This is a genomic window from Thermomonospora umbrina (genome assembly GCF_003386555.1).
Classification (GTDB): Bacteria; Actinomycetota; Actinomycetes; order Streptosporangiales; family Streptosporangiaceae; genus Thermomonospora; species Thermomonospora umbrina.
The window spans coordinates 6,963,034-6,988,614 of the sequence record NZ_QTTT01000001.1 but is presented as its reverse complement, the minus strand read 5'-3'; the positions used below and the strand labels follow the sequence as shown (position 1 = coordinate 6,988,614).

The 25,581-nt window shown below is 72.4% G+C and carries 28 protein-coding genes; 16 read left to right on the top strand and 12 right to left on the bottom strand.

The annotated features are described in order from the left end of the window. Window positions 1–534 precede the first annotated feature (534 nt). Genes DFJ69_RS31730 through DFJ69_RS31720 form a run of 3 tightly spaced genes read left to right on the top strand, consistent with a single transcriptional unit; the run spans window position 535 to window position 3,240 of the window. Window positions 535–1,374 carry a M24 family metallopeptidase gene (locus tag DFJ69_RS31730; RefSeq protein ID WP_116025971.1) on the top strand — a complete coding sequence of 280 codons (840 nt, stop codon included), beginning with the start codon at window positions 535–537 and terminating at the stop codon, window positions 1,372–1,374. Next, on the top strand, window positions 1,367–2,332 hold the full coding sequence (locus DFJ69_RS31725) for an alpha/beta fold hydrolase (RefSeq protein ID WP_116025970.1): 966 nt from the start codon (window positions 1,367–1,369) through the stop codon (window positions 2,330–2,332). The genes DFJ69_RS31730 and DFJ69_RS31725 overlap by 8 nt, the downstream gene beginning before the upstream one ends. After that, window positions 2,329–3,240, top strand: a complete 912-nt coding sequence (locus DFJ69_RS31720; RefSeq protein ID WP_116025969.1) for a metal-dependent hydrolase — start codon at window positions 2,329–2,331, stop codon at window positions 3,238–3,240. Before DFJ69_RS31725 ends, DFJ69_RS31720 begins: the two co-directional genes overlap by 4 nt. Before the next feature lie 21 nt (window positions 3,241–3,261). Here DFJ69_RS31720 and DFJ69_RS31715 read toward each other — a convergent pair whose 3' ends face one another. Both DFJ69_RS31715 and DFJ69_RS31710 read right to left on the bottom strand, forming a co-directional pair. Further along, window positions 3,262–3,894, bottom strand: a complete 633-nt coding sequence (locus DFJ69_RS31715) for a TetR/AcrR family transcriptional regulator (protein WP_116025968.1) — start codon at window positions 3,892–3,894, stop codon at window positions 3,262–3,264. A 9-nt stretch (window positions 3,895–3,903) separates the two neighbouring features. Beyond that, a complete protein-coding gene (locus tag DFJ69_RS31710) occupies window positions 3,904–4,317 on the bottom strand; it encodes a MerR family transcriptional regulator (RefSeq protein WP_116025967.1) in 414 nt (137 codons plus the stop codon). A gap of 65 nt (window positions 4,318–4,382) precedes the next feature. Between DFJ69_RS31710 and DFJ69_RS31705 the strand changes: the two genes are divergently transcribed. After that, window positions 4,383–5,615: an MFS transporter gene (locus tag DFJ69_RS31705; RefSeq protein ID WP_116025966.1), complete on the top strand. Its 1,233-nt coding sequence runs from the start codon at window positions 4,383–4,385 to the stop codon at window positions 5,613–5,615. 6 nt (window positions 5,616–5,621) lie between these two features. Here the strand turns inward: DFJ69_RS31705 and DFJ69_RS31700 are convergent, their stop codons facing one another. Further along, window positions 5,622–6,452: a methyltransferase domain-containing protein gene (locus DFJ69_RS31700; RefSeq protein WP_116025965.1), complete on the bottom strand. Its 831-nt coding sequence runs from the start codon at window positions 6,450–6,452 to the stop codon at window positions 5,622–5,624. An 85-nt stretch (window positions 6,453–6,537) separates the two neighbouring features. Then, window positions 6,538–7,041, bottom strand: a complete 504-nt coding sequence (locus tag DFJ69_RS31695) for a MarR family winged helix-turn-helix transcriptional regulator (RefSeq protein WP_116025964.1) — start codon at window positions 7,039–7,041, stop codon at window positions 6,538–6,540. Window positions 7,042–7,123: 82 nt separating this feature from the next. Here DFJ69_RS31695 and DFJ69_RS31690 point away from each other — a divergent pair, with 82 nt between their 5' ends. Further along, the gene (locus DFJ69_RS31690) at window positions 7,124–8,038 is read left to right on the top strand and encodes an EamA family transporter (RefSeq protein WP_116025963.1); all 915 of its coding nucleotides are present in this window, start codon (window positions 7,124–7,126) and stop codon (window positions 8,036–8,038) included. Window positions 8,039–8,060: 22 nt separating this feature from the next. Next, window positions 8,061–8,702 carry an NAD(P)-dependent oxidoreductase gene (locus DFJ69_RS31685; RefSeq protein WP_116025962.1) on the top strand — a complete coding sequence of 214 codons (642 nt, stop codon included), beginning with the start codon at window positions 8,061–8,063 and terminating at the stop codon, window positions 8,700–8,702. Between the two features lie 6 nt (window positions 8,703–8,708). Here the strand turns inward: DFJ69_RS31685 and DFJ69_RS31680 are convergent, their stop codons facing one another. Continuing rightward, window positions 8,709–9,920, bottom strand: coding sequence for a cytochrome P450 family protein (locus tag DFJ69_RS31680; protein ID WP_116025961.1), 1,212 nt, complete (start codon window positions 9,918–9,920; stop codon window positions 8,709–8,711). 127 nt (window positions 9,921–10,047) lie between these two features. On the opposite strand from DFJ69_RS31680, the gene DFJ69_RS31675 reads away from it, so the two are divergent. Beyond that, window positions 10,048–11,112 carry a TetR/AcrR family transcriptional regulator gene (locus DFJ69_RS31675; protein WP_425453404.1) on the top strand — a complete coding sequence of 355 codons (1,065 nt, stop codon included), beginning with the start codon at window positions 10,048–10,050 and terminating at the stop codon, window positions 11,110–11,112. Between the two features lies 1 nt (window position 11,113). Here DFJ69_RS31675 and alc read toward each other — a convergent pair whose 3' ends face one another. Genes alc through DFJ69_RS31660 form a run of 3 tightly spaced genes read right to left on the bottom strand, consistent with a single transcriptional unit; the run spans window position 11,114 to window position 13,964 of the window. Continuing rightward, window positions 11,114–12,142, bottom strand: a complete 1,029-nt coding sequence (gene alc, locus DFJ69_RS31670; RefSeq protein ID WP_116025959.1) for an allantoicase — start codon at window positions 12,140–12,142, stop codon at window positions 11,114–11,116. A 21-nt stretch (window positions 12,143–12,163) separates the two neighbouring features. Then, on the bottom strand, window positions 12,164–13,477 hold the full coding sequence (allB, locus tag DFJ69_RS31665) for an allantoinase AllB (protein WP_116025958.1): 1,314 nt from the start codon (window positions 13,475–13,477) through the stop codon (window positions 12,164–12,166). A 28-nt stretch (window positions 13,478–13,505) separates the two neighbouring features. Then, window positions 13,506–13,964: a hypothetical protein gene (locus DFJ69_RS31660; protein ID WP_147312537.1), complete on the bottom strand. Its 459-nt coding sequence runs from the start codon at window positions 13,962–13,964 to the stop codon at window positions 13,506–13,508. 143 nt (window positions 13,965–14,107) lie between these two features. On the opposite strand from DFJ69_RS31660, the gene DFJ69_RS31655 reads away from it, so the two are divergent. The 3 genes from DFJ69_RS31655 (at window position 14,108) to DFJ69_RS31645 (ending at window position 15,481) form a co-directional block, all read left to right on the top strand. Beyond that, the gene (locus DFJ69_RS31655; RefSeq protein WP_170177885.1) at window positions 14,108–14,731 is read left to right on the top strand and encodes a DsbA family oxidoreductase; all 624 of its coding nucleotides are present in this window, start codon (window positions 14,108–14,110) and stop codon (window positions 14,729–14,731) included. Window positions 14,732–14,837: 106 nt separating this feature from the next. Beyond that, window positions 14,838–15,041: a hypothetical protein gene (locus DFJ69_RS31650; protein ID WP_116025955.1), complete on the top strand. Its 204-nt coding sequence runs from the start codon at window positions 14,838–14,840 to the stop codon at window positions 15,039–15,041. An 80-nt stretch (window positions 15,042–15,121) separates the two neighbouring features. Then, window positions 15,122–15,481, top strand: a complete 360-nt coding sequence (locus DFJ69_RS31645) for a tail fiber domain-containing protein (RefSeq protein WP_116025954.1) — start codon at window positions 15,122–15,124, stop codon at window positions 15,479–15,481. Here the strand turns inward: DFJ69_RS31645 and DFJ69_RS31640 are convergent. From DFJ69_RS31640 to DFJ69_RS31630, 3 genes are all read right to left on the bottom strand, one after another. Next, the gene (locus DFJ69_RS31640) at window positions 15,478–16,308 is read right to left on the bottom strand and encodes an FkbM family methyltransferase (protein ID WP_116025953.1); all 831 of its coding nucleotides are present in this window, start codon (window positions 16,306–16,308) and stop codon (window positions 15,478–15,480) included. The two genes, DFJ69_RS31645 and DFJ69_RS31640, sit on opposite strands and share 4 nt — an antisense overlap. Before the next feature lie 245 nt (window positions 16,309–16,553). Further along, window positions 16,554–16,778: a hypothetical protein gene (locus DFJ69_RS31635; RefSeq protein ID WP_116025952.1), complete on the bottom strand. Its 225-nt coding sequence runs from the start codon at window positions 16,776–16,778 to the stop codon at window positions 16,554–16,556. A 104-nt stretch (window positions 16,779–16,882) separates the two neighbouring features. After that, window positions 16,883–17,482: a helix-turn-helix domain-containing protein gene (locus DFJ69_RS31630; protein ID WP_116025951.1), complete on the bottom strand. Its 600-nt coding sequence runs from the start codon at window positions 17,480–17,482 to the stop codon at window positions 16,883–16,885. 79 nt (window positions 17,483–17,561) lie between these two features. Between DFJ69_RS31630 and DFJ69_RS31625 the strand changes: the two genes are divergently transcribed. The 3 genes from DFJ69_RS31625 to DFJ69_RS31615 all read left to right on the top strand — a co-directional run bounded on the left by DFJ69_RS31625 (window position 17,562) and on the right by DFJ69_RS31615 (window position 20,980). Then, window positions 17,562–18,581 (top strand): NAD(P)/FAD-dependent oxidoreductase, encoded by a 1,020-nt coding sequence (locus DFJ69_RS31625; protein ID WP_147312536.1) that lies wholly within the window; start codon window positions 17,562–17,564, stop codon window positions 18,579–18,581. An 11-nt stretch (window positions 18,582–18,592) separates the two neighbouring features. After that, the gene (locus DFJ69_RS31620; protein WP_170177884.1) at window positions 18,593–19,222 is read left to right on the top strand and encodes a class I SAM-dependent methyltransferase; all 630 of its coding nucleotides are present in this window, start codon (window positions 18,593–18,595) and stop codon (window positions 19,220–19,222) included. 108 nt (window positions 19,223–19,330) lie between these two features. Continuing rightward, the gene (locus tag DFJ69_RS31615) at window positions 19,331–20,980 is read left to right on the top strand and encodes a leucine-rich repeat domain-containing protein (RefSeq protein WP_147312535.1); all 1,650 of its coding nucleotides are present in this window, start codon (window positions 19,331–19,333) and stop codon (window positions 20,978–20,980) included. Window positions 20,981–21,232: 252 nt separating this feature from the next. On the opposite strand, the gene DFJ69_RS31610 is transcribed toward DFJ69_RS31615, so the two are convergent. After that, window positions 21,233–21,466, bottom strand: coding sequence for a TatD family hydrolase (locus DFJ69_RS31610; protein ID WP_211328884.1), 234 nt, complete (start codon window positions 21,464–21,466; stop codon window positions 21,233–21,235). Window positions 21,467–21,475: 9 nt separating this feature from the next. Here DFJ69_RS31610 and DFJ69_RS31605 point away from each other — a divergent pair, with 9 nt between their 5' ends. The 3 genes from DFJ69_RS31605 to DFJ69_RS31595 all read left to right on the top strand — a co-directional run bounded on the left by DFJ69_RS31605 (window position 21,476) and on the right by DFJ69_RS31595 (window position 24,924). Beyond that, complete coding sequence (locus tag DFJ69_RS31605) at window positions 21,476–22,078, top strand: CGNR zinc finger domain-containing protein (protein ID WP_116025947.1); 603 nt, start codon at window positions 21,476–21,478, stop codon at window positions 22,076–22,078. Between the two features lie 1,075 nt (window positions 22,079–23,153). Further along, complete coding sequence (locus tag DFJ69_RS31600) at window positions 23,154–23,687, top strand: hypothetical protein (RefSeq protein ID WP_116025946.1); 534 nt, start codon at window positions 23,154–23,156, stop codon at window positions 23,685–23,687. 130 nt (window positions 23,688–23,817) lie between these two features. Further along, on the top strand, window positions 23,818–24,924 hold the full coding sequence (locus DFJ69_RS31595) for an endonuclease/exonuclease/phosphatase family protein (protein WP_245974654.1): 1,107 nt from the start codon (window positions 23,818–23,820) through the stop codon (window positions 24,922–24,924). Window positions 24,925–25,581: the final 657 nt, after the last annotated feature.

The following is a 25,581-nucleotide window of genomic DNA, read 5'->3' as shown; positions in this document are numbered from 1 at the left end:
CCGGGGCCACGACGCGAGTTTTGGTCACGCGCCGGTGATTCTGCACGGTGTCCGAGGATATTCGGACAGCCGAGTCGAGGTTCGCTGGTAGCGGCCTCGAGGCAGCGAAGCACGGGGCTCCGTTTCCCGTCGACGTTTCTCGTCGGCTCTCTTTATATGCATTCGAGTGGTGAAAGTCAGGACGTTGTCCTGATGCGGACGAGAAGGCGATGCGTCACATGGCTCTGCGCGCTTGATGTGATCAAGGTGCGAGTGGGGCTGAACTGCCCTTCATCGCCTGATGGGCGTTGTGCGGCGTGGCGTGGAAACGTGCTCCCCGCCCTTCTCCGGGACGGCGGTGAGCGGATCTCCGGCGAAAGTGCGGTGTTGACACGGCGTAATACCTGCACTAAGGACGGTGACCACGACCGGCGGCCGCCGCCCGCCCGACCCCCCGGCCGGGTCGAGGCTTGACATTCGCCCATCCCACCACGATATTGGACATTCCATCCAATTGAGGCGGCGGGGTCCGCCCGAGGGCGCGGAGCGTGAGTCGTGGACGTCGATCTCGAACGGCACCGCCGCGTCCAGGCCCTGGCGTACCGGTGCGCCGAGGAGGTCGCGGCCGGCCTCGAACCGGGCGTGACCGAGCGGGAGGCGGCCCGGCGGATGCGCCGGTGGCTCGTCCGGAACGGGGTCGACGACTGGTTCCACGTGCCCTTCGCGTGGTTCGGCGACCGTACCGCCTTTCGCGGCATCCGACTCCCCCACCAGTTCCTGCCCACGGGGCGGAGGCTGGAGGAGGGCATGCCCTACGTCCTGGACGCCGCCCCGATCGTCGACGGCTACACGGCCGACATCGGCTACTCCGGATGCCTGGGCGAGAACCCCCCGTGGGAGAAGCTGGTCGGCGACCTCGCGGCGTACCGCACGCTGATCGTCGACCTGGTGCGCAGCCGGCGGACCTTCGCCGACATCTACGCCGAGGTCGACCGCCGGATCGCCAGGGACGGCTACGAGAACCGGCACCGCAAGTACCCCGGCAGGGTCATCGGCCACCAGGTGGGCCGGATCGACAGCCGACTGCCCCGCAACGTCGTCCTCGGCGGGGCCTTCGGCCTGCGCACCCTGCAGACCATCGGACGCGACCTGGTCAAGGAGCGGCTGGAGGGTCGTTCCCCGCTGTGGAACGGCGGCCGGCGCTCGCGGCACGCGCCGACCCCGGGGCTCTGGGCGGTGGAGCCGCACCTGGGGTTCCGCGACGTGGGCGCCAAGTTCGAGGAGCTGCTGGTCGTCACGGAGGACGACGCCCACTGGCTCGACGACGACCTGCCCCACGTCCGCCGGTGGGCCGCCGCGGAGAAGGCCGCGGAGAGGGCGGCCGACCATGAGTGAGGGCGACCACCGCAAGCGCACCGTCGAGGCCGACGGCGTCGACCTCGCCGTCCGCGAGTACGGACGCGCCGGGCGACCGACGGTGGTGCTCGTCCACGGCTACCCCGACACCCAGGCCATCTGGGAGCCGGTGGCCCGGCTGCTGGCCGACGCGTACCACGTGGTGACGTACGACGTGCGGGGCGCGGGCGACTCGACCCGCCCGCGACCCACCAAGGCGTACGTCATGGAGAACCTGAGCGCCGACCTGCTCGCGGTGGCCGACGCGGTCTCCCCGGACCGTCCGGTGCACCTGGTCGGGCACGACTGGGGGTCGGTGCAGGGCTGGGGGGCGGTCACCGGGGGCGCGCTCACCGGACGCATCGCCTCGTTCACCTCCATCTCGGGGCCGTGCATCGAGCACTTCGGCCAGTGGGTCCGCGACCGCCTGCGCCGGCCCACACCGCGGAACCTGCGGCAGCTCCTCGGCCAGTTCGCCCGCTCCTGGTACCTGCTCGGCGGCGCGATCCCCGGCGTCGGCCGGCTGGTCTGGACGCTGGGCGGCGTCCGGCTGTTCCCGGCGATCATCGAACGGGTGGAGCGCGTCGAACGGCGTCCCGCCCCGACGTTCCGCCGGGACGCCGTCCACGGGATGAAGCTGTACAAGGCCAACGGCCTGCGCCTCCTGCGCCCCGGGCGGACGGCCCGCACCGACGTGCCCGTTCAGGTGATCGCGCCGACCAGGGACCTGTTCGTCTCGCCCGAGCAGTCCAAGGACCTGGCGCGCTACACCGGGCGGCTGTGGCGACGGGAGCTGCGGGCCGGGCACTGGGGCTCGATCAGCGCTCGGGCGGACGTCGTGGCGACGGCCGTCGCGGAGCTGGTGGACCATATCGAGGGCGATGCCGAGTCGGCCGCCCTCGCACAGGCGACGGTGACCGTCCTCCCCGGCGGTGAAGCGAACCGGAGACGCACATGACCGAATCCCCCGACACGGCACGGCTCGACGAGCGGCACCCGACGATCGTCCCGCGCCGGGTGAAGTTCGACTGGTCGGACACCCCGCTGCACTGGATCCCCGGCGAGCCGGTCGCCACCCACTTCATCAACACGCTGCACCTGCTGCTCCCGGCCGGGGAACGCTGGTTCGTCCACGTCTACAAGCAGGCGCTGCCGCTGATCGACGAGAGCGAGGAGCGGCTCCGCCGAGAGATCAAGGGGTTCATGGGCCAGGAGGCCGTGCACGCCTACTCCCACCAGGGCGTGCTGGACCGGCAGATGCTCGCCCGGGGACTGGACCCGCGGCCCCTCACCCGCAGGATCGAGTGGCTCTTCAAGACGCTCCTCGGGGACCGGCCGCCGCTGCCGTTCCTGTCGCGCGGGCGCTGGCTCAACCTGCGGATCGGGATCATCGCCGGGATCGAGCACTACACCGCCGTGCTGGGCCAGTGGATCCTGGACGCGGAGGCGCTGGACGAGGCCGGCGCGGACCCGACCATGATGGACCTGCTCCGCTGGCACGGCGCCGAGGAGGTCGAGCACCGCTCGGTCGCCTTCGACGTCTACATGCACACCTCGGGCGCGTACTGGCGGCGGTTCGTGGCCTTCTTCGTCGGCGTGATCGCGCTGCCGCTGGCGGTCTACGTCGGCGCGGCCTTCCTGTGCGCCAAGGACCCGACGCTGCACGGTGTCCGGCCGCGGATCCGCGACTACCGGCGCGCGGTCCGGCGGGGCATCTTCCCCAGCAACAGGTTCATGATCGCCGCCGCCCGCACCTACCTCAGGCGCGACTTCCATCCGTCCGAGGAGTGCTCGACCCAGAAGGCGCTGGACTACCTGGCGGTCTCCCCCGCCGCCCGCGCCGCCGGCCACCGCGCGGCCTCCTGACCCCGGGCGCGGGCGGGGCGGTCAGTCCCGCTCGCGGTCCACGGGGGTGAACAGACGGTCGACCAAGGTGTGCAGGTGACGGCGGAAGTCGGCCAGCGCCGTCGGCTCTCCCGGCCCGAGGCCCTCTCCGCGGGATCGGCGGAAGGCGGTGCGCTCCGGGTCGCTGTACAGGATGCCGCCGCTGAGGAAGCCGAAGACGCACCACACCACGGTCCACACCAGGTAGTCGGGGTCGACGTCGTCGGGCACCTGATCGCGCACGGTCTCGGCCACCAGGGTCGACAGCGGCCGGGTGTAGAGGTCCTCCAGACCGGGCACGTCGGCGGCGTCGCCCATCCACCGATGCAGCCACAGCGCCATCACGTGGGGATGGCTCGCGTGGAAGTCGAGATAGGCGTCCGCCAGCTCGATGATGCCCTGCCGGCTCGGCGTGTACACGGCCACCGCGGACCGGAGCGCCTCCCGCTCGGCCTCGTCGGCGCGGTGCATCACGGCCCGGTAGAGCTGGGGCTTGGTCCCGACGCGCGCCAACAGGGTGGGCATGTCGACCCCGGCGGCATCGGCGATCAGCCGCGTGGACGTCCCGTCGAATCCGAGCTCGGCGAACATCCGGGTCGCCGTCCCGATCAGCCGCTCTGTCTCCGGATCACTCATGCCGTCACTCTAGGTCACGGGTCCGTCGCCCTCGACCCGTGCGGTCGGCCCGGGACGGGCGGGCGACCGGACGGCGGCCAGATAGGCGTGGAGGGCGTCGCGGTTGCGCGCCAGGCAGTCGATGCGCGCCTGGATCCGGTCGGCCTCCTCGTACAGCAGCGCGGCGGTCTCCGGGGTGAGGCACTCGGGGTGCGGATGGATCTGGTCGGGCCGGTCGAGGAACGGCAGGATCCTGCGGATGATCTCCGTGGTGAGGCCCGAGTCGAGGAGCCCGCGGATCTGCCGGACCCGGTCGACCGCCCGTTCGTCGTAGACGCGGTATCCGTTGTCGGCCCGCCCGGGGTCCAGCAGGCCCTGCTGCTCGTAGTAGCGCAGCATCCTGGTGGGGACGCCGGTGCGCCGGGACAGTTCACCGATCTTCATCGTGCTCCTCGGGCCGGGCGCCCGCACTTGCCCTGACACTGATGTGAAGGTTCCACCATGGTCGCATGACCGGTACGGCGACCCTGACGACCGACGCCCCCTGCGGCCCCGACCTGCCGAGATCGTCCCTGGCGGGGCTGCTCGCGCTGTCCACCGCGGCGTTCACGGCGGTGATGACGGAACTGCTCCCGGCCGGGCTCCTGCCGGAGATGAGCCGGGCCCTGCACGTGTCGCAGGGGCGTGTGGGGTTCCTGGTGACGGCTTACGCGGCCGCCTCGTTCCTGGCGGCGATCCCGCTCACGGCGGCGTTGCGCGGGCTTCCCCGCCGCCCCGTGCTGATCGGGGCGCTCCTCGGCTTCGCGGTCTGCAACGCGGTCACCGCCCTGTCCTCGTTCTACGCGTTGACGCTGGTGTCGCGGCTGGCGGCGGGGGCGATGGGGGGACTGATGTGGGCGATGCTCGTCGGGTACGCCGCGCGCATGGTGCCCGCCGAACGTCGCGGCCGGGCCATCGCCATCGTGCTGGCGGGCATCACCGTGGCGCTGTCGCTGGGCGTCCCCGCCGGCACCGCGCTGGCCGGGGCGTTCGGCTGGCGTGCCGTGTTCGCCGCCTTGGCGGGTGGGGGCGTGGCCCTGGTGGCCTGGGTGCGCTGGAGCGTTCCCGGCCTTCCCGGGGAGCCGGCCGGTGAACGCGTCCCGCTGCGCCGGGTCGCCACGCCGCCCGGCATCCCCTCCGTGCTGGTGGTCACCCTGTTCCTGCTGCTGGGGCACCAGACGATGTACACCTACGTGGCTCCGTTCGCGGAACGTTCGGGGTTCGGCAGGACGGGCCTGATCCTGCTGATCTTCGGTGTCGCCACGGTCGGGGGCGTCTGGCTGGTGGGCGTCCTCATCGATCGCCGCCTGCGGTCGACCCTGCTGTGCGCGCTGATCGCGGTCGCCGCGGCGATGCTCGTCCTGGGTCTGTTCGGGGGCGTCTCGGCGGCCCTGCCGATCGCGGTGGCCCTGTGGGGCGTCGCCTTCGGAGGGGCGCCCACGCTGATCCAGACGGCGCTGGTCAACGCGGCGGGCCCCGCCAACGCCGACGTGGCCACGTCCATGCAGACCACCGTCTACAACCTCGGCATCGCGGCGGGCTCCCTGACCGGCGGCCTCGTCCTGGAGGGCGCGCACGCGGGGGTGCTGCCGTGGGCGGCGCTCCCGCTGGTGGCCGTGGCCCTGGCCACCGTCGCGCTGGCACGCCGCCACGCGTTCCCCGCACCCGTCGATGCGGGCGCGGGTCGTTCGCATGGAGAGTGAGTCGTCTCACCGTGGGGCGACGGCGAGGGCCTTGAAGAAGGTGTAGTGGAAGGTCCCCTCGGGTGTCGCCGTACGGCGCAGGTCGGCGATCCCCCGGTCCCATTCGGCGCGGGTGAGGAGACCGGCGGCCAGCGCGTCCTCCCGGACGGACTCGATCATGGCGATGAAGGTGTTGCGGGTGAAGCCCTCGACCAGGGCGGGGCGGGTGCGGTCGGCGTAGACCGTCCGGGGCCTGACCACGATGTCGTCGTACCCTGCGGCGGCCAGGAGCGGATGCAGCCGCCTCCCGACCAGCGCGTCGCCTCCGGCCGCGGCCTGCAGGCGGACCTGGCAGCCGATCGCCGCATGCGCGTGGGGGCTCTCGGGATGGAAGAACGCCGAGCCGTGGTCGCCCTCGATCACCGTGATGGTGCCGCCCGGCCGCAGCACGCGCCGCAGCCCGGCCAGCGCCCCCTCCGGGTCCTTGAGGTGCTCGAGGACGAAGCAGACGAACACGTGGTCGAAGGACGCGTCCTCGAACGGCAGGGCGAACAGGTCGGCGCGATGCCACTCCACGCGGGCGTCGGGTCGTTGGGCGTTCACCCGGGCGCGTGCCTGTGCGAGCGAGTCGCCGGAGACGTCGATCGAGACCAGGTGCACCCCGGGGCCGGAGTCGAGCAGATGCACCGTCTGGGCGCCCACTCCGCACCCGGCCTCCAGCACCCGACCGCCGGCGGGATAGGCGGTGCCCGCGTGGAGGAGGGCCGCCAGGGTGTCCGCCTGGTCGCCCAGCCGCCGGGCCTCGTCGGCGGAGTATCCGTGCACGTAGTGCGGGCTCGTGAAGGGCGTGGTGTCCATGGTCCGAGCCTGCCGACGCGTGGGCCCGATCGACAGGTCCAAACGGCGGGGCCCGGACGGGTCCACTCGAGGCCGACCCGCTCGGTCAGGCGTCCCCGCGCGTGTCGCCGAGCGACTCCAGGAGATCGCGGAGCGTGTCGGCGAGCTGGTCGCGCCGTGGCCGGGTGAGCGCGGCGAGGATCCGGTTCTCGGTGTCGATGTGGTGGGGCAGCACCCGATCGATGAGCGCGCGGCCGTCGTCGGTGAGGGCGACGAGCACCCCGCGCCCGTCCGACGCGCTCGGGGTGCGGCCGACCAGGCCCCGGCTCTCCAGGCGGTCGAGCCGCTGGGTGATGGCGCCCGAGGTGACCATGGACGAGCGCGTCAGCTCCGTCGGGGTCAGACGGAACGGGGGGCCGCTGCGGCGCAGGGTGGCGAGCACGTCGAAGGAGGCCCGGTCGAGACCGTGCTCGGCGAACGTGCGGCCCAGCTCGGCGTCGACGAGTCGGGCGAGCCTGGACAGCCGGCCGATCACCGCCATGGGTGAGGCGTCCAGGTCGGGACGGTGGGTCGCCCACTGTTCGAGCACGCGATCGACGTGATCTGCCACCCGCTCAGCCTAGTCGATGTCTTAGTGGTGAGTTACCTCACCTTGATCGCCGAATACTTTAGCGGTGAGCTACTTTGATTTAGTGCTAAACAAACGCTTCGGGATCGTGCTGGTCACCGCGCTGGCGCCCTCCCTGTGGGGGACCACGTACATCGTCACCACCGAACTGCTGCCGCCGGACCGCCCGCTGCTGGCCGCCCTGCTGCGCGCACTGCCCGCCGGGCTCCTGCTCGTCGCCCTCACCCGCCGCCTGCCGCGGGGCGACTGGTGGTGGCGCGCGCTCGTGCTCGGCACCCTCAACATCGGCGCGTTCCTCGCCCTGCTCTTCGTGGCCGCCTACCGGCTGCCCGGCGGGGTCGCGGCCACCGTCGGCGCGATCCAACCCCTGGTGGCCGCCGGGTTCGCCGTCGCCCTGCTCGGCGAGCGGCTGTCCCTGCGGACCACGCTCGCCGGCCTGGCCGGGGTGGTCGGCGTCAGCCTGCTCGTCCTGCGCGCCGACGCCCGGCTGGACGGTGTCGGGGTCGCCGCCGCGTTCGGCGGCGCGATCGTGATGGCGGCCGGGGTCGTCCTGGCCAAGCGCTGGCGGTCGCCCGCGCCGCTGCTGGCCACCACGGGTTGGCAGCTCGTCGCGGGCGGGCTCGTCCTGCTGCCCGTCGCCCTGATCATCGAAGGGCCCCCGCCCTCCACGTTGACCGCCGCGAACCTGGCCGGCTACGCCTACCTCGGCATCATCGGAGCGGCCCTGGCCTACGCCCTGTGGTTCCGTGGCATCGCCGCCCTGTCCCCTACCCAGGTCACCTTCCTCGGGTTGCTCAGCCCCCTGGTGGCCACCACGCTCGGCTGGCTCGTCCTGGGCCAGGGGCTCACCGTCGTGCAGGCCCTGGGCGGGCTCATCGTGCTGGGCGCGCTCGTCGCCGCGCAGGTGCACCAGCCCCGTCAGCGTCCCCCCGCCCCGGAACGGCCCATCGTGTCGGCCGCCCCGGCGCGCACCCACTGATCCTCGAAGGAGTCGAGAACTCATGCGCATCATCGTGTTCGGAGCGGCCGGAGGCGTCGGAGGCCGCGTGGTCGCCGAGGCGTTGTCACGGGGCCACAAGGTCACCGCCGTGGTCCGCGATCCGGCCCGGTTCCCCCTGCTGCCCGCCGGAGCCGAGCCCCGGGTGGGCGACGCCGCCGACCTCGACGACGTGGTCCGGTTGAGCGCCGGGCACGACGTCGTGGTCGGCGCGACGCGTCCGGCTCCCGGCAGGGAACGAGACCTGGTGACGGCCGCCGAGACGCTGCTGGCGGGCGCGGCCCGAACGGGCGTGAGACTGCTGCTGGTCGGCGGCGCGGGCAGCCTCGTCGTTCCCGGCACCGGCGGCACGACCGTCGTCGACGACCCGCGATACATGCCGCCCGCCCATCGGGACATCGCCCTGGCCTGCGTCGAGCAGCACGCCGTCTGCCTCACCGCGACCGGGGCCGACTGGTCCTACCTGAGCCCGCCCGCGCTGCTGCAACCGGGGGAACGCAGCGGCGTCTACCGGCTGGGCGCCGACGAACTGCTGGTCGACGCGGAGGGCGTCTCGGCCATCTCCATGGAGGACCTCGCGGTCGCCCTCCTGGACGAGGCCGAACGACCCGCCCATCGCCGTGCCCGGTTCACCGTCGCCCACTGACGACGCCTACAGGGTCACGGGCAGCGCCGTCACCCGCCAGGTGCCGGGATCGGGGGCCCGCAGCCCGTCCGGACCGGCGGCCGAGGCGAGTCCGGGATGGCGGCGCAGCAGTGCGGTGAGCGCGACCTGGGTCTGGACGCGGGCCAGGGACGCGCCGAGGCAGAAATGCGGTCCGTGGGCGAAGCCCAGATGGGCCGACCGGCCCTGGGGACGCGTGACGTCGAGCCGGTCGGGGTCGGCGAACGCCCGCGGATCCCGGTTGGCGGCGGCCACGATGGCGAGGACGGCCTCACCCTTGCGGATCGTGACGCCGCACAGCTCGACGTCCTCGCGGGCGTACCGGGGAATGGTCAACAGCGTCGGGCCGGCCCAGCGCAGCAGCTCCTCGACGGCGCCGGGCATCAGGGCCGGGTCCTCGCGCAGCGCGGCGAGCTGGTCGGGATGGGCGAGCAGGGCCGTGACGGCGTTGGCGATGAGATGGGCGGGGGTCTGCCCCGCGAGCACCAGGTGCCAGACGAGGGTGACCATCTCGGCGTCGGTCAGCCGGTCGCCGTCCTCGGCCTGCGCGGCGATCAGATCGGAGAGCAGGTCGTCGCCGGGCTCGGCGCGGCGGCGGGCGATCGCCGCCTTCGCGCCCTCCATGATGTGCGGGATGGCCTCGGCGAACTCCCGGCCCGCGTTCGCCGCGACGGTGGCGCCGTACCCGCGCCACCTCATCCGGTCGGCCTCGGGGACGCCGACCAGCTCGCAGATGACGTCCATCGGCAGCGGGCGGGTGAAGTGCGGCAGCAGGTCGACGACGCCGTCGGCGGCGGCCGCCCGCGCCTCGTCGAGCAGCCCCTCGACGATCGCCTCGATGCGCGGGCGGAACCCGGCCGCGCGGCGCGGGGTGAAGGCGGGCGCCACCAGCGCGCGCAGCCTGGCGTGCTCCGGCCCGTTCATCTCGGACATCGTCCGCATGTAGGGCAGGCAGTCGTCGGGCACGTCGGGGCGCAGGAAGCTGTCGGCGTTGATCTCGAATCGGGGGTCGGCGAGCATCGCCCGGGCGTCGGCCATCCTGGTCACCCCCCACAGCGATCCCATCCCGGGGATCAGGAGCCGCGCCAGGGCCGCGGTCTCCCGGGTGCGGCCGTAGACGGTGAAGGGGTCGCGGATCACCTCGGCGTCGCCGAGGTCGACCTCGGGGACGCCGCTCACGGCCGGTCCGTCGCCGTTCATCGAATGACCCTCCAATTCAAATGTTGAGGCCACATGTTCAGATCATCTGGATGGTGACGGTATCCTGGCCGGGCGCAGACGGCAATCGACGGACCGGAGGACGATGGGGCGGCTCACCAGAGCGGAGATGCAGGGGGAGAACCGCGCCAAGATCCTGGCCGCCGCCCGGGAGGAGTTCGCCGAGCGCGGGTTCCGCGAGGCCAAGATCGACCGCATCGCCGAGCGCGCCGGGCTGACCCGGGGCGCCGTCTACTCCAACTTCCCCGGCAAACGGGGCCTCTACTTCGCCGTGCTCCTCGACCTCGCGGAGCGCGCGCCGCGGAGGCCCCCGCCGGACGACGTCCACAGCGTGCGCGAGGCGCTGGGCGCGTTCGCGCGGGTCTGGGTCTCCCGGCTCCCCCTGTCCACCGACGAGCCGACCGGCGAGGCCAGGCTCGGTCGGGACCTGATACCGGAGATCGTCGCCGAGCCGCGGATCCAGCAGACGTACGCACAACTGTTGAAGCTGGACGCGCTCCTGCTCGCGCTGGCCATGGAGCGGATGCTCCCGGTCGACGCGCCGCCGACCCGCCTGACCCGCGTCGCCGAGGCCGTGCTGACGACCCTGCACGGCGTCGGTCAGATGGCCGCCGCCGCGCCGGGCTTCGTCGAGCCGTTCGACGCCGTCAGCGTCTGCGAGCGGTTGGCCGACCTCGACCTGAGCGGCGGGTGGCCGCCCCCGCACACGCCGTGGATCTCACCCGCCCGCCCGGCGGACGAGCCCTGGTCTCCGCCGTCCGCGCTCGACGCGGTGCGCGACGTTCCCGCGCCGCTCACCGGCGACGGGGTCGTGGCGATCCTCGGGCTGCACCGGCTCCAGGCCGTCGAGGAGGCCGTCCGGGGCGCGCCGCCCGGCTCCGAGGTGACCGCCGTCGTGGTCACGGGCGACCGTGACGAGTCGGGGCCGCTGGCGCGGCTGGTCGTCGTCGACCTCCTCAACCACCTGCGCGAGTCCTTTCCCCGGCCGGCGTGGCCCACGCTGCGGCTGGTGCACGACGAGACCGGCGACGTGGCCGCGGCGGCCGGGGTGACCGCCGTCAGCGACGCCACCGAGACCGCCGTGCGCATCGTGGACGGCCGCGTCGTCGCCCGCGCCGAGGGACGCGGGGCCTGCCACGCGGCGGCGACCGCCGATCAGCCCCGGGACGGGTGACTCACGGGGCGAGGTCGTCCCACCGCGAGGTCAGCAGCCGCTCCCCGTCCGGGGCGAGGTCGCCGAGCAGGCGCAGCCGGGCCAGGCCGCCGTCGGGATGGATGTCGAGGCGGACATGGGTCACCACCCGCTCGCCGGACACGCGGAACCGGTGCCTGCCGTCCGGCTGCACCCGGGTCCGCGGCAGCACCTCGTGCCAGGCGGCGGCCCCCAGCGCGATCGAACGGGTGTCGGCGCCCGTCAGCGAGACCGCGGCGGGCGCGTTGAACTTCAGGTGACCGGTGTCGACCTCGACGAGCCGGACCACCCCCGGGGCGGCGAGTCGGATGATCGCCCAGTCGTTGCCGGGCCCCCGACGGCGGGCGGTCTCCCACCCCTCGGCCTGGTTGCGGGCCTGCCCGGGGAAGAGCATGTTGTCGGGCGCCGAGTAGAACATGTCGGAGCACTCGACGACCCGGCCCCCGTTCTCCAGGGCCGCCAGGTCGACGGTCAGCCCGGTCAGCAGCCGCGGATCGGGCACCACCTCCCCGTGCACGCGCAGCCGCGCGACGCCGCCGTCCGGGAAGACGTTGAGCCGCACGTGCGTGCTGCGCCGTTCGAGGCCGACGTCGAACGAGTGCGCGGCGTCGCCCTTGAGCGTGCTCCTCGGCACGATCTCCGTCCACTCCGCGTCGACCAACTCCGCCGGTGAAGGGTGCCCGTCCACCGCACACGCCTCGACGGACGCGTACGGCGGGAAGTTGCCCTTGAACCAGGCGGTGTCGACGACGACGCCGCGGATCACGCCCGGCAGGCCCAGCCGCACGACGGCCCAGTCGTGGCCCAGCGCGCCGTCCGCGTCGGGTCGGCGGCGGGCGGTCTCCCACCCGTCGTACTCCTGGCCCTTGGCGCCGAACGTCTCGGGGCGGAAGGCCGGAGCCCACGGATTGACCAGGTTCTCCTTCGCGGCGAACGACTCGTCGCTCGCCGCCACGACCGAACCGCCCAGGGTCCGTACGGCCAGGTCCGGCAGGTTGGCGAAAGCGATCACGATGGGGTCCTACCCTCCCGGTCACGCATGGAGCAGCCCACCGCGAGGCGTCTGGCCGACGATCTCCCCGCGCAGCCACGTCGTCCGCACGACCCCGCTGAGCGCACGGCCCGCGTACGGGGTGACCGGGTGCCGGTGCCGCAGCGCGGCCGGGTCGACGGTGAACGAGTCGTCGGCGGCGAACGCGACCAGGTCGGCGTCGTTCCCCACCGCGATGCCGCCCTTGCGGGAGCCCAGACCGGCGAGCGCGGCGGGGCCCTCGGCCATCCAGCGCACCACCGCCTCCAGACCGTGCCCCCGGGCGCGGGCGGCGGTCCAGACGGCGGGCAGCCCGAGCTGCAACGACGAGATCCCGCCCCAGGCCGTGGCGAAGTCGCCGCGCTTCAACGCCGGGGTGCAGGGCGAGTGGTCGGACACGACGCAGGAGATCACCCCGTCGGTCAGCCCCCGCCACAGCTCCTCGCGGTTGCCCGCGTCACGGATCGGGGGGCAGCACTTGAACGCGGTGTCGTCCGGACCGGGGACGTCCTCCGCCGACAGGGTCAGGTAGTGCGGGCAGGTCTCGGCGGTGATCGGCAGCCCTCGCGCCCGCGCCTCCGCGAGCGGCTCCAGGCAGTCGGCGGCCGACAGGTGCAGGATGTGCGCCCGCACGCCCGTCCTCTCCGCCAGCCGGACGACCTGCTCGACGGCGGCCCGCTCCGCGCTCGCCGGTCGGGAGGCCAGGAACGCCGGATACCCGCCGTCCAACGGTTCCGACAGCCCGCCCGGATCCTCGGCGTGCACGATGACCAGCCCGCCGAACGACGCGATCTCGGTGAACGCCGCGTCCAGCCCCTCCTCGTTCAGCGGCGGGAACTCCGGCACTCCCGAGTCCGACGTGAAGCACTTGAAGCCGAAGACACCCCGCTCGTGCAGCCCCCGGAGCCGGGACACGTTGCCGGGGACCGCCCCGCCCCAGAAGCCCACGTCCACGAAGCACCGGCCGGCGGCGGCCTCCCGCTTGACGGCCAGGGCCGACGGCTCGGTCGTCGGCGGCACCGAGTTGAGCGGCATGTCGACGATGGTGGTGACGCCGCCCGCCGCGGCGGCACGGGTGGCGGTCGCGAACCCCTCCCACTCGGTGCGCCCGGGCTCGTTGACGTGGACATGCGTGTCCACCAGGCCCGGCAGCAGCGCGACGTCGCCGAGATCGACCGTCGCGGCGGCGGCCGGAGCCGTGTCGACGTCGTCGATCGCGGCGATCCGGCCATCCCGCACCGCGACGGCGGCCGGCCGCTCACCGTCGGGCAGCACCGCCCGACGGGACCTGATCACCAGGTCGAAGGGTGGGTTCACGCGGCTCCTCCCCCGGTCGGGAACGGCCTCATCGGGGGCCCGTGTACTCACTGAACCACCGCTGGGCGTCCTGCGGGCCGCCGACCCACCGCCACGTGCACCCGCCCGAGAAGACGAAGGCGGCGTAGAGGCCACCCTCCGTGTCTCCCTCGAACATGAAGTACTCGGGGCCGCGCGGTTCCGGCCCGGTGGCCACCGCGGAGAGCGCCACCGACCCGGCCTCGGCGCGGGCCGTCGGCTCCGGTCTGACGGAACAGCGATCGGGCCGGCCGGTCGTGGTCATGTAGACACCGGGCCGCAGCTCGGTGAGGGCGTACCTGCCGTCGTCGACGGCGGCCCCTCGGGCGCGGGATTCGAGGTCCGCGGGCAGCGCGGGGAACCAGTCGCGCCATGTCGGCGCGAGGCGTTCGGCCTGTGCCGGGCCCAGACCGACCAGGAGCGCCACCGTCGTGCCGCCGACCGCGACACCCCTGAACGATCTTCGCATCCGGGCATTGTAAGTTCCCGGCGGACGGGCGGCGCACGCCGCGGCCGCCCGCTCCATGACGATCTCGTCGTCCGACGGATGCGGCGCCCGCCCCGCCCCTATCTTCGTGACTGTCACCTTTCACGGACATGGAAGGCTCGGTCATGAAGGTTCGCATAGTTCTGGACATCACCTGTCCCTGGTCGTTCCTCGGCTACACGCACTTCCAGCAGGGGGCCGAACGGTTCCGCGCCGAGGGTGGGGCGGTGGACGTCGAGTTCCTGCCGTTCCAGCTCGCCCCCGACGCGTCGCCCGCCGGCGAACCGCTGCGCGAGGTGCACCGGCGCAAGTTCGGGCCGGCCTCGCAGGAGCGGACGGCACGGTTCACCGAGATCGCCGCGCAGAGCGGACTGCGGGTCGACTTCGACCGCGCGGTCTTCACCAACACCCTGGACGCGCACCGCCTCATCGCGCAGGCCGCCCGGCAGGGCCGGGGCGAGGAGATGGCGGCCCGGCTGTTCCGCGCCTACTTCACCGACGGGCTCAACGTCGGCGACCCCGAGGTGCTGGGACGGCTCGCCGCCGAGGTCGGTGTGACGTGGGACGAGAACGAGGGCGCGGCGGAGGTCGCGGCGCTGATCCACCAGGTGCGGCAGCAGGGCGTCAACGGCGTTCCGCTGTTCGTCATCGGCGACGCCGGCGCCGTGTCCGGGTCCCGGCCGGTGGAGGAGTTCCACGCGATCCTGCGCGAGGCGTCTCAGGAGCCCTCCGCCACGCCGGGCGGTTGACCGGGGCCGTACCACGGCCCGGCACCCAGAATATCAGCGCGTGACTATCTCGTGACTGTGCGTTACGATCCGGGGTGTCACAAGCCCTCGTCTGGAAGGACACCCCATGTCGCCACGCGCACGTCTCCGCGGCCTGGTCCTCAGCGGCATGGCCGCCACCGGGCTGCTGTCCCTGGCGGCTCCGGCCGGCGCCGCACCGACCAAACCCGGTCCCCTCGACGGGATCCTGCCGCCCATCGGCGACATCGGCGGCATCATCAGTGACCGCCGTGTCAAGCGGGACCTCACCCCCGTGCACTGGACCCGCTGACACCGCACCGCCGGTGGGGTCGGGGCGCCCCCGGCCGGGCGACCCGGTCCCACCGGTCATTCGCGTTGAAAGGACCGCCCATGCCGTCAGGGAAGCCGGCCCGATGGCCGCTCCGACGCCGCAGGCCCGCCGCGCCGTCGGAGCCCGTGATCACACGGGCCCCGGACCCGGTCGACGGCCACGACATCCTGGACAAGGTCGCCGCCCTGCCCATCAGCACCTGGCGATACCAGTGGGAGCCCGCGCACGTCCGTCACCTCGGCCCGATGGCCCAGGACTGGAAGGCCGCCTTCGGCCTCGGCGAGCACGACACCCGGATCAACACCGTCGACGCCAACGGCGTCGCCCTGGTCGCCATCCAGGCCCTGCACCGCCGCATCACCGAACTGGAACGGCGACTCGCCGACACAGGCCGACCGGGCGCGTCCGACGCGCCCTAAGCGTCGGACGGCGCGATCGCGTAGATCATGCCGATGTCCGACGACTCCACGACACCGGGCACGGCGGTCACGTCGTACTTCCGCGAGGTGAAGAACTCCTCCACCGCGGCGTGGTTCTCCCGCCACCCCTCGACCTCGACGACCGCCTGCCGGACCAGCGGCCAGTGGCGCTCCTCGATGCCCCGCAGCACGTCGGACTCGGCGCCCTCCACATCGATCTTGAGGAGGTCGATCCGGTCGATGCCGTGCTCGTCGATGACGTCCGACAGCGGCCGGACCCGTACGCGGTGGGTCTGCATCTCCTTCAGCCCGCGCACCCGCCATCCGACGATCAGGCGCAGGACGAACGCCGGGACGCGCTTGAGGCCCGCCCCCGCGTGCCCCTCCTTGACGAAGTCGACGATGCTCGAGGCGATGCGGCGCTGCTCGGACTCCACGTTGTCCTTGTCGCGGTACGTGGAGGAAAGGATCGTGGCCAGCGGGAAATAGGTGAACTCCAGCTCCTCGTCCCGCGAGGAGAACCCATAGGGCAGTGCGGTCACCTTGCCGCCGAGCCGTTCACGCGCGTTCTTCTCGAGCGTGGCGTAGATGGGCGGAAGGGGTTCGCCGGCGTAGACGCGGACGTCGCCGTTCAGGAGCTGGTAGACGTGCGCGGAGAACACGCCGATGTTGGCCCCGACGTCGACGACGGTGGCTCCGGGCTGCAGACCGATCCCGTGTGAGAAGTACTGCTCGACCTCCTGGGCGAGGTACGACGCCTCCCACGAGTTGATGTAGTGCAGGCCCAGCTCGCCGCCGGCCTTCGCCCGTCTGCCCTTCGCTGTCATGGGCAATACCTACCACCACGATCATCGCCCGGGCGAGAGTTAGGAGATTGGGACTTTCCACAGGTTTCCCGCCCGGGTCCGCGGCCCTCCCCCTCGCCGCCCGGGTCGGACGGCCCCGAAACCCGTGCCCGAAGGGCCCGGGATCGACGTGGGGCGGCGGCCGCAGGCCACTCCGGGGATCGCGGCGGTGCGCGCCTCGTGCCACGTCGCGTGATCGCGGAGGTCCGCTCCGGAGTCGGCGGGGGTCAGTTCTCGAGCCGGTCGAGGAAGACCCTGACATGGGACTCGATGGTGTTCCATAGTTCGGGCTGCCGGTAATAGACGTAGGCGCCGCCGGCCACCAGCAGGAGCGTCGAGAAACCGTAGCCGTTGGACTTTCCGGCCCGCCGCCGGGCCCGCTGGTGGTCGGCCACCTGGTCGTTGAATCGCCGCTGGGCCTCCTGGGCGGCGAAGTATCCGGGGTCGGGCATCGGGAGCCCCCTTCATTAGGGCGTTTATGTCACCGCCTTCTTTGATGCGGTAGGGCGTTGCTTTGTTGCCGCGGTCATCGTCACGGCCTCCGCCCCCGGATTCATCACCGGTCGGGCGGGCCTTTGGGCTTGGGGCGGGCACGGAGGTGCGCGCGTTCGCCCTGCCTGCCGAACAGGCTGAGGAACTCGACCGGTTCGGCGTCGGCCGCGCCGAACCAATGCGGCACGCGCGTGTCGAACTCGGCCGCCTCACCGGGCGCGAGCACCAGGTCGTGATCCCCGAGGACGAGCCGGAGCCGCCCGTTGAGGACGTAGAGCCACTCGTACCCCTCGTGGGTCTGCGGATCGGGCTCCTTCGGGGGGTCCTCGGGCATGATCACGAGCTTGTACGCCTGGATGCCCCCGGCTCGGCGGGTCAGCGGGACCATGGTCATGCCGAACCGGCTCACCGGACGCAGATGGACGCGCGGGTCTCCGGTGAGCGGCGCGCCGACGAGTTCGTCCAGCGTGACGCCGTGCGCCCTGGCCAGCGGGAGCAGCAGTTCGAGGGTGGGCCTGCGGGCGCCGGACTCCAGCCGGGACAGAGTGCTCACCGAGATGCCGGTCGTCGCCGACAGGTCGGCCAGCGTGGTCTCGCGTTCGCGACGCAGCGCACGGAGCCGGGAGCCCACCCCGGTGAGCGCCTGATCGAGGTCGTCGTCCATCCCCTCAGTTTGCCAGAACGGCAACAAGGTTTGCCCAATCGCCCCACGGGCTCGCATAGTCGTCGTGGAGGTGGTCAGGATGACCGATGAGCTGCGGAACGACTATGACGTGGTGGTGCTCGGCGGAGGAGCCGCCGGATTGAACGGGGCCCTGATGCTCGGCCGGTCCCGGCGGTCGGTGGTGGTGATCGACGCGGGCGCCCCGCGCAACGCCCCGGCCGCCGGCGTCCACGGGCTGCTGGCCAGGGAGGGCATGCCGCCGGCCGAGCTGCTGGAGCGCGGTCGCGCCGAGGTCCGTCTCTACGGCGGTCACGTGGTGTCCGGCGAGGCCACCACGGCCGTCCGGGACGCCGACGGCTTCACCGTGACGCTCACCGACGGCCGGTCCGTCAGGGCGCGTCGGCTGCTGGTGGCCACGGGGCTCGTCGACGAGCTGCCGGACGTGCAGGGACTCGACTCCCGATGGGGCCGCGACGTGCTCCACTGCCCGTACTGCCACGGTTGGGAGGTGCGCGACCAGGCCATCGGCGTCCTGGCCGGCGGGCCGATGTCGGTGCACCAGGCGATGCTGTTCCGGCAGTTGAGCGACGACGTCACGTACTTCTCCCACACCATGCCGCCCACCGACGAGCAGGCGGAGCAACTGGCGGCGCGCGGCATCCGCGTGGTCGACGGCGAGGTGACGTCCCTGGAGATCGTCGAGGACCGCCTCGTGGGGCTGCGGTTGAGCGACGGCACGGTGGTCGACCGCGAGGCGTTGGCCGTCGCGTCGCGGATGGTGGCGCGCGCCGGCTTCCTGTCGACGCTCGGACTGCGGCCGGCCGAGCATCCCTCGGGGTTCGGTGAGCACATCCCCGCCGACCCGACCGGTCGTACGGACGTGCCCGGGGTATGGGTCGCGGGCAACGTCACCGATCTGAGCGCGCAGGTCGGGGCCGCCGCCGCAGCGGGCGCCATGGCGGGGGCGCAGATCAACGCCGACCTCGTCGCCGAGGAGACCCGCCAGGCGGTCGCCGCCCACCGGGACGCGCACGCGACCGCATCGGCGGCGCCCGCGGGGAACGGTGTCGGGCGCTCGTCACAGCCCGTGAGCCGGTGAGGGAGGACATCGTGTCCGAAGAGTTCGGCGAGGCGTTCTGGGAGGAGCGCTACCGCGGCCATACCGCGACGAGCGGAACGCGGCCCAACCCGCAGCTCGTCGCGGAGGCCGGCGACCTCGCGCCCGGCAGGGCGCTGGACGCGGGCTGCGGCCGGGGAGGCGACGCCGTCTGGCTCGCCTCACGAGGTTGGCGGGTGATGGCGGTCGACATCTCGGCCACCGCACTGGGCCGGGCGCGGGAACACGCCGAATCCCTCGGCGCCGACATCGCCGGCCGGGTCGACTGGGTACGCGCCGATCTGACCGAATGGACGCCCGCCGAGGAACACTTCGACCTGGTCTCCACGCACTACGTGCACACGGCGGGGTCGCGTGAGGCGCTGTTCGGCCGGTTGGCGGCGGCGGTCGCCCCCGGGGGCACGCTGCTCGTCGTCGGCCACCAGCCCTCCGACCACGGACCCGGCACCTCGCACGCTCCTCCGCCGGAGGTGCACTTCACGGCCCGTGAGGTCGCGGCCGGCCTCGATCCCCACCTGTGGGACGTCGTGGTCGCCGAGGCCAGGTCTCGATCGACCACCGACCACGACGGTCACGAGATCACCCTCCACGATGCCGTGCTGCGGGCCCGCAGGCGTCGGTGACCCGCACGTACCTCACCACGGTCGGGGTGGCGGCTCTCGGCCTACCCGTTCTCGGTGGAGATGTCGGAACGGCCTGCTAGCGTGCGCGATCGCACGATGGAGGCCCCGATGACCGAGCCCACGAGTGACGCCACCCCGATCGCCGGCGATCCGAGCCGGTACCGCTATGCGAGGGCGGAACGGCTCGACGTCGCCCATCCGCCGGACCAGGTCGTCGAGCTGCGGCTCCGCTCGATCACCGGGGTGCACGAGGGGCCCATCCCCCAGCACTCCCTGGACGAGATCGAGGGCTTCTGGCTGCATCTGAGCCGGCCGGCGGACTTCACGGCCTTGGCCGGGCTGCGCCGCCTCCGCTGGCTGGCCGTCGAGGCCCCGACCGACATCGACGTCGCGGGGCTCTCGACGGCGCTCGCCGCCGCGACCTCCCTGCGGAACCTGCACATCGAGGCCCCCATCGCGGACCTCACATCCCTCTCCGCACTCGGCGGCCTCTCCGAGCTCTGGCTCGGGCACACCCGGGTCACCGACCTCACACCCCTGGCCGGGTTGACCGGCCTGCGCGACCTCGTGGTCGAGGACGGCCCCCTGACGGACCTGACGCCGCTGGCGGGCCTCCGGCTGAACCGGCTGTACGTCTATCGCACCCAGGTCACCGACCTGTCCCCGCTGGCGGGTATGGAGTTGCTGGAGGTCTTGGGCCTGAACGGCTGCCCGGTGAGCGACCTGTCGGTGACGGCGGAACTACCCGGCCTCCGTCATGTGAACCTGCGTCGAACGGGGGTCGTCGACCTCGGGGATCTGCCCGCCCGCCTGCCGTCGGTCACGTTCGAGGGGCTTGCCGACGGGGAACCGCCCCTGCTCGACGAGGACGGCGGTCTCCCCTCGGCCACCGACCCCCTCGCGCGGTTCCGCGAGACCGAGGACTTCACCGATCGGTGGCAGCTCCTGCCCGCGCTGATCGCCACCCGTGACCGTGAGGCGATCCAGGATGTCGTCGGCTTCGAAGGCCGTCCCGGATTGACGTTGCAGGGACTCTTCCTCCAGGGCGGCGTCGGGGACGTGCCGTTCCCGGCGAATCCCTGGGGCGTGCCGCCCGACGCCGGGCTCGCTCAGGCTCTGACCCATCTCTGGCAACCGATCGCCGCGCTCGCGCCCCGTTTCGTCGCCACCCTCCGCGTTCGGACCTTGGGCCTCGCCCTGCTCACCGACGACGCCGGCACCGCGACCCTGGGCTATCTCACCTGGGGCCGGGACGCGGACGCGCAAGCGCCTCGTGAGCAGAGGCTGCGGCAGGCCACCCGTGAACCGATCACCTTGGACGCGCTCGTCGGCCATGGTGGCGACGTCCACGTCCGTGTGGTGTTCGGCACCGCGCCCCGCCTCGTGGATCCTGCGGCCACCGTGCCTCTGCTGGGAGGTCCGGTACCGGCCCCCATCCGCGAGTTCTGGGCCGTCCACCACAGCTTCGGCTCGCACTTCGGCGGCATCGTCGGGGCGCTGCGCTGCAACACCCTCGGCTACTTCGACGGCGACGGATGGGAACAGGTGGCGGAACGCCTCGGCGGCCATCCCCCGGACCGCTTCGTACACGGCGTCGGGTCCGACCACTATGAGAGCTTCCTCCTCGACCTCGACCTTCTCGACGCGGCGGGATACCCGACGATCGCGCGCTGGGCCTTCAAGGAATGGACCATCGGCGACCACAAGCCGTTCTGGGACTGGCTCGACGGCGACGGCACCCGCTTGGCCCTCCTCTGACGTGCAGGCGCTTCGAGCCGTCTCTTGTAGGTCACCCCGCGCCTCGAGAGACCGCCGAGCGTCGCGGTGCCTCGCGAGGTGGGGGGCATGGGGCCTTGGACGATGACCGCGAACGCGAGCACACCGACCGCGACGCCGCCTTCCGGGCTGCGTGGCCCCGTAGGCGATTAGGCCCCAGGGGATCGCCACTGCCATCGCCTGTCGGGACGGCATCGCCGCTCGTTGAACGAGTGGCCGCACCACGGCGGTGTTTCAGTGCACGATGTTCGCCAGTGTCGCGCCCTCGCTCTCCAGGATGGTCGCGAGGTCGCGGAACGCTCGCCGACTGTGGGGGCCGATCGGCTTGCCATCGTGCCCGCCGATGTAGATCGGCTTTGCCGGTTGTTCGACGACGACGGCCTGGCTGAACGTCGGGCTGCAGTGCAGTCCGTCTGGATCGATGTGCCGAACGCTCATGATGTTCCCTGCGATGGAGACACCGGTCATACTGGTTTCATGCGAGCGAGCACAACCGGCCGGGTCCTGCACGACCCCAAAGGCGGATCGTTCCGCTTCGACGCCGGTGCGGTCTGCCTGGACTTCGCCCACACCGGCGGCGAAGGCCCCTACGCAGTCTTCGAAACCCTTCACGAGCCGTCCGACCTGGCCGTATGGCTCGCCGAGCCGCCCCTGTCCGCGATCATGACGGTGCCCGTGACCGTCGACGAATTGGCCGCCGCCAAGGTTGTGCGTCAGGCCATCTGGGACACGGCCCACACCCGGGCCGCAGGCCGCCCGCTCCCCGCCGAGGCGGTCGCCACCCTCAACCGGACCGCAGCCGCGGCGCCGCCGGTGCCCGAACTGGCCGCCGACGGCACGACCGCGAGGTGGGCGCCGCCGGTGCGGTCCACGCAGGTGCTGTCGACCCTGGCGCGGGAGATGATCGAGCTGCTGTCGGGCCCACTGTCCGAACGCATCCGTGAATGCGCCGGCGACAACTGCCCGCTGGTGTTCGTCGACTCGTCCCGTCCCGGCGCCCGGCGCTGGTGCGCCATGGAACGCTGCGGCAACCGCCACAAACTCCGGACCCACCGCGCCCGGCGAGCCACCGGCCCGTGAGGAGCGGCACTCGCGTCACCGCACCGGCTGATCGGCTGACCGGCTCCGAGGTCGGCGTGGGGCGGCGGTCACCGACCGATGACCGGAACGGCCGCCCAACACACGGACCGGTGCCCTGGCTCCCCGCCCGGCTTCGTGCACGGAGTGCCGCCGGCCGCCCGGCGGACGCGCGTCGGCGCTCGACCGCTCGGCGTGCTCCGAGTCGGCGCGCGGGGGCTGTTCGGCGAGGGCGGCGGTGACGGCTTCAGCGGTGACCTTCGTGCAGATCGCCAGAGAACGGATGTTGGCGAGCCCGCTGTGACCCATCAGCATGGGCGCGGACCAGCCGTTCTCGGCAGGTGGCTGGGCCGGTGAAGGGTGAGGCTGCCGGCGTGCGAACCGGTGCGGGCACCGGCCGGGAACAGCGGGCCGCCGGCGCGGTTGCCGATCGGCCCTGGAAGTGGTCGACCGCTGCGCTGACTCGGAGCAATGTGGGCTGCTTGCCTTGGCGCCGTGTCCTCGCGGGTGCGCAGGTGGGACAGGTTGGCCCTGAGCCCAGCGACCATGCCAACGGGTTGTCGGAGCAGGCGGTCGAACGGCCCGTCGACCCCTGCCGGGACCCCCAAGGCAACGGTTGTGTGGCCGGCTCCGCCTTCCTTCTGGGCCGACTCGTCCAGACCTTCCGGTGCATGCGGGACCGCCGCCGCAGTTCCCAGGCGTTCACGGTCGGGGCGGATGTGCGGGCATGAAGGTGAGCTCGTCCCGGAGGCTCGGCCGTGCGGTGTTCACCGCCGCAGCACCTGCACTGGCCGGGCCGTCGCGATCATCAGCGGCGCGGACGATCTCTTCCGTGTATCGCGGGCGTATCGAAAATCGCATACGCCACCGCAACAGTCTTCCGACTTGCATGGAGGCGTGGACCGCAGCGGTCCGTACCGAGGGCATGGCGCCCCGGCTTCGGAGGCCATCGCGGAGTCGGCACCGACTCCGGTTGTAGACCCGGGTCACAGCCGGGTCACAGCCCTGGGCACCGTGCTGTGACCGTCCGTCGGCTACAAAGTCGCGGGCGGAAGGGGATCACGAGAAGGAGCAGGCCATGGCCGATGACGGAGAAGGGGACCGGCGTACGCTGCTGCGGGCCGCCGCCGTGGTCGCCGGTGCCGCCGCGACCACGCCGCTCCTGGGCAAGGCGGCCACGGCACGAGCCGACGGCGGCGGCGCGGACGCTCTGTTCAAAGCCGGGAAGTTCGAGCAGGCAAGCTTGGGCAGCATCGCCGGCTCCGGTCCACGGGTCGTGGGCGTGAATTTCGGCGGAAAGGGCGGCGAGAGCGCCGCGGTCGTGTTCGGCGAAACGGCCGAGCAGTTGCAGATCCGTACCGATGAAGACCGCCCGATCGGGACATTCACCCAAGGCCATCCGGCCGTCACCTACCCCTGCTACCCGAAGGAGATCCGCCTCGGCGACGCCGTCGCCAAGGAGGTCTACTGCGAGACGAACCCGAACGCCGCGATCGCGCCCTTCGGGTTCGACGCGCCGGCCTCTTTCTTCCACTGCTTCCACAAGCCCTACAACGTCACCCTCGACTTCACCGACATGAACCTCTACATCGCCCGCGGCAAGGCCGCCTGATCGCCGCCTGCACGGCCGTCGTGGGGGCTGCCCGAAGCTGGCTCCCATGGCCGCGGGTAAGGGCGAACCAGACGCCCTTCGTCGCCCGTGCATGTACATCGACCCCAACCCAGGACCCGAGGATGCAGCAGTGACCGACAGTGAACGAGGACGGCCGATGGCGCAGGTGGACACGGCGGAGACCGCGCAGGACGCTGCCGGCGGCCGGGACACCGGTGCCGAGACCTGGCGCGCGGCCATCCGCCGGGCGATCCACAACGGCTCCCGGCCGGGGCCCTGGAAGCGCGGCCCGGTGCTCGCGGCGCTGGCGTTGCTGCTGGGCCTGTCCATGCTGCTGCACGCGAAGATCCCGAACTGGATCGGGAACCTCGGCAGCCTGGTGGAGACCTTCCTGCCGTGGTTCGGCCTGTTCATCCCGGTGCTGTTGGCCGGGGCGCTGTGGCGCCGCTCGGCCTCCGCGACGGTCGCCCTGCTGCTGCCGGTCATGGTGTGGCTGAACCTGTTCGGCGGGCTGCTCGGCGACAAGTCCCACCCGGGCGGCGACCTCACCGTGGCCGGCCACAACGTCGGCGCCGACAACCGCGACCCGGCCGGCACCGCCCGCGACCTGGCCGCCTCCGGCGCGGACGTGCTGGCCCTGCAGGAGCTGACCCCGCAGGCCCGGGGCACGTACGAGAAGGAGTTGGCCAAGGCGTACCCGTACCACACGGTGCAGGGCACGGTCGGGCTGTGGAGCAGGCTGCCGCTGTCGGACACCCGGCCGGTCGACACCCAGATGGACTACGGGCCGCTGGCGGCCACCAAGCCGGTGGACACCAAGCTGACCTACAACCGGGCGCTGCGCACCACGGTGGCCACGGCCCACGGGCCGATGGCGGTGTACGTGGCCCACCTGGGATCCGCGCGGGTGAATCCCAGGGACGGCTTTTCGACGGGCCACCGCGACAGGAACGCTCAGGCGCTCGCAGCGGCCATCGCCGCCGATCAGAATGAGCGGGTGGTGCTGCTCGGCGACCTGAACGGCACCATGGACGACCGCGCGTTCAACGACATCACCTCTCAGATGCGCTCGGTCCAGGAGGCGGCAGGGGACGGCTTCGGCTTCACCTGGCCGGCGGGGTTCCCGGTGGCGCGGATCGACCAGATCCTGGTCAGGGGCGTGAAGCCGCAAGGTTCGTGGGTGCTGCCGGCCACCGGCAGCGACCACCTGCCGGTGGCGGCCGGAATCAAGTGGTGAACACCTCCCCGCAATGGAAGCCCGCCCGGGCCTGCGCACGCGAGCGGCCACCGGTCGGCCCCTCCGTTTGACGGCACCCTCTACCTGCCACACGGAGCCGGTGGAGCCGCTGCACGGGAAGGCGTCTCGCATGGTGGACGCTCGTGAAAAGGCGATCGTCAGCACGTGCTCCGTCGGAGCCTGACGCGCGGGCGGCACACTTGGAGGAGTTGCGTACGAGGATCTCACCGCGGCGCGTCACCCGGTGCGGATGCCCCATCATGCAGAACGTGCGCCTTCCAGTCCGTCGCGCCCGCCTCGATGTGCGGAGCCCCCGACCAGCAGATCGGTATCGATCTCGCCTTGGGCGACCTTCCTGCGGCAACGCCCCGCCCTCGGGCATGGCGCCGAAGTGCACCACACATCCGCGACGACGACCTCCTGACCGTCCACGAGGTCGATCGCCCCGGCCGCAACCTGCTGGAAGGGCTGACCGCCCCCAACGCCTATTCCAGCGCGGCATCGGCGCCAAGGCCCCGGACATGCTCTCCATCAGTACGGTGAGGGCGTTGCATCCGTTCTCAGGCTTCGGCCCGCGCCGGGGTTTCGAGCGCGTCGAGGCAACGCTCCTCGTCGCAGTCGAGGGGGAAGTGTTGAACGCAGCAGGTCAACGCGGTC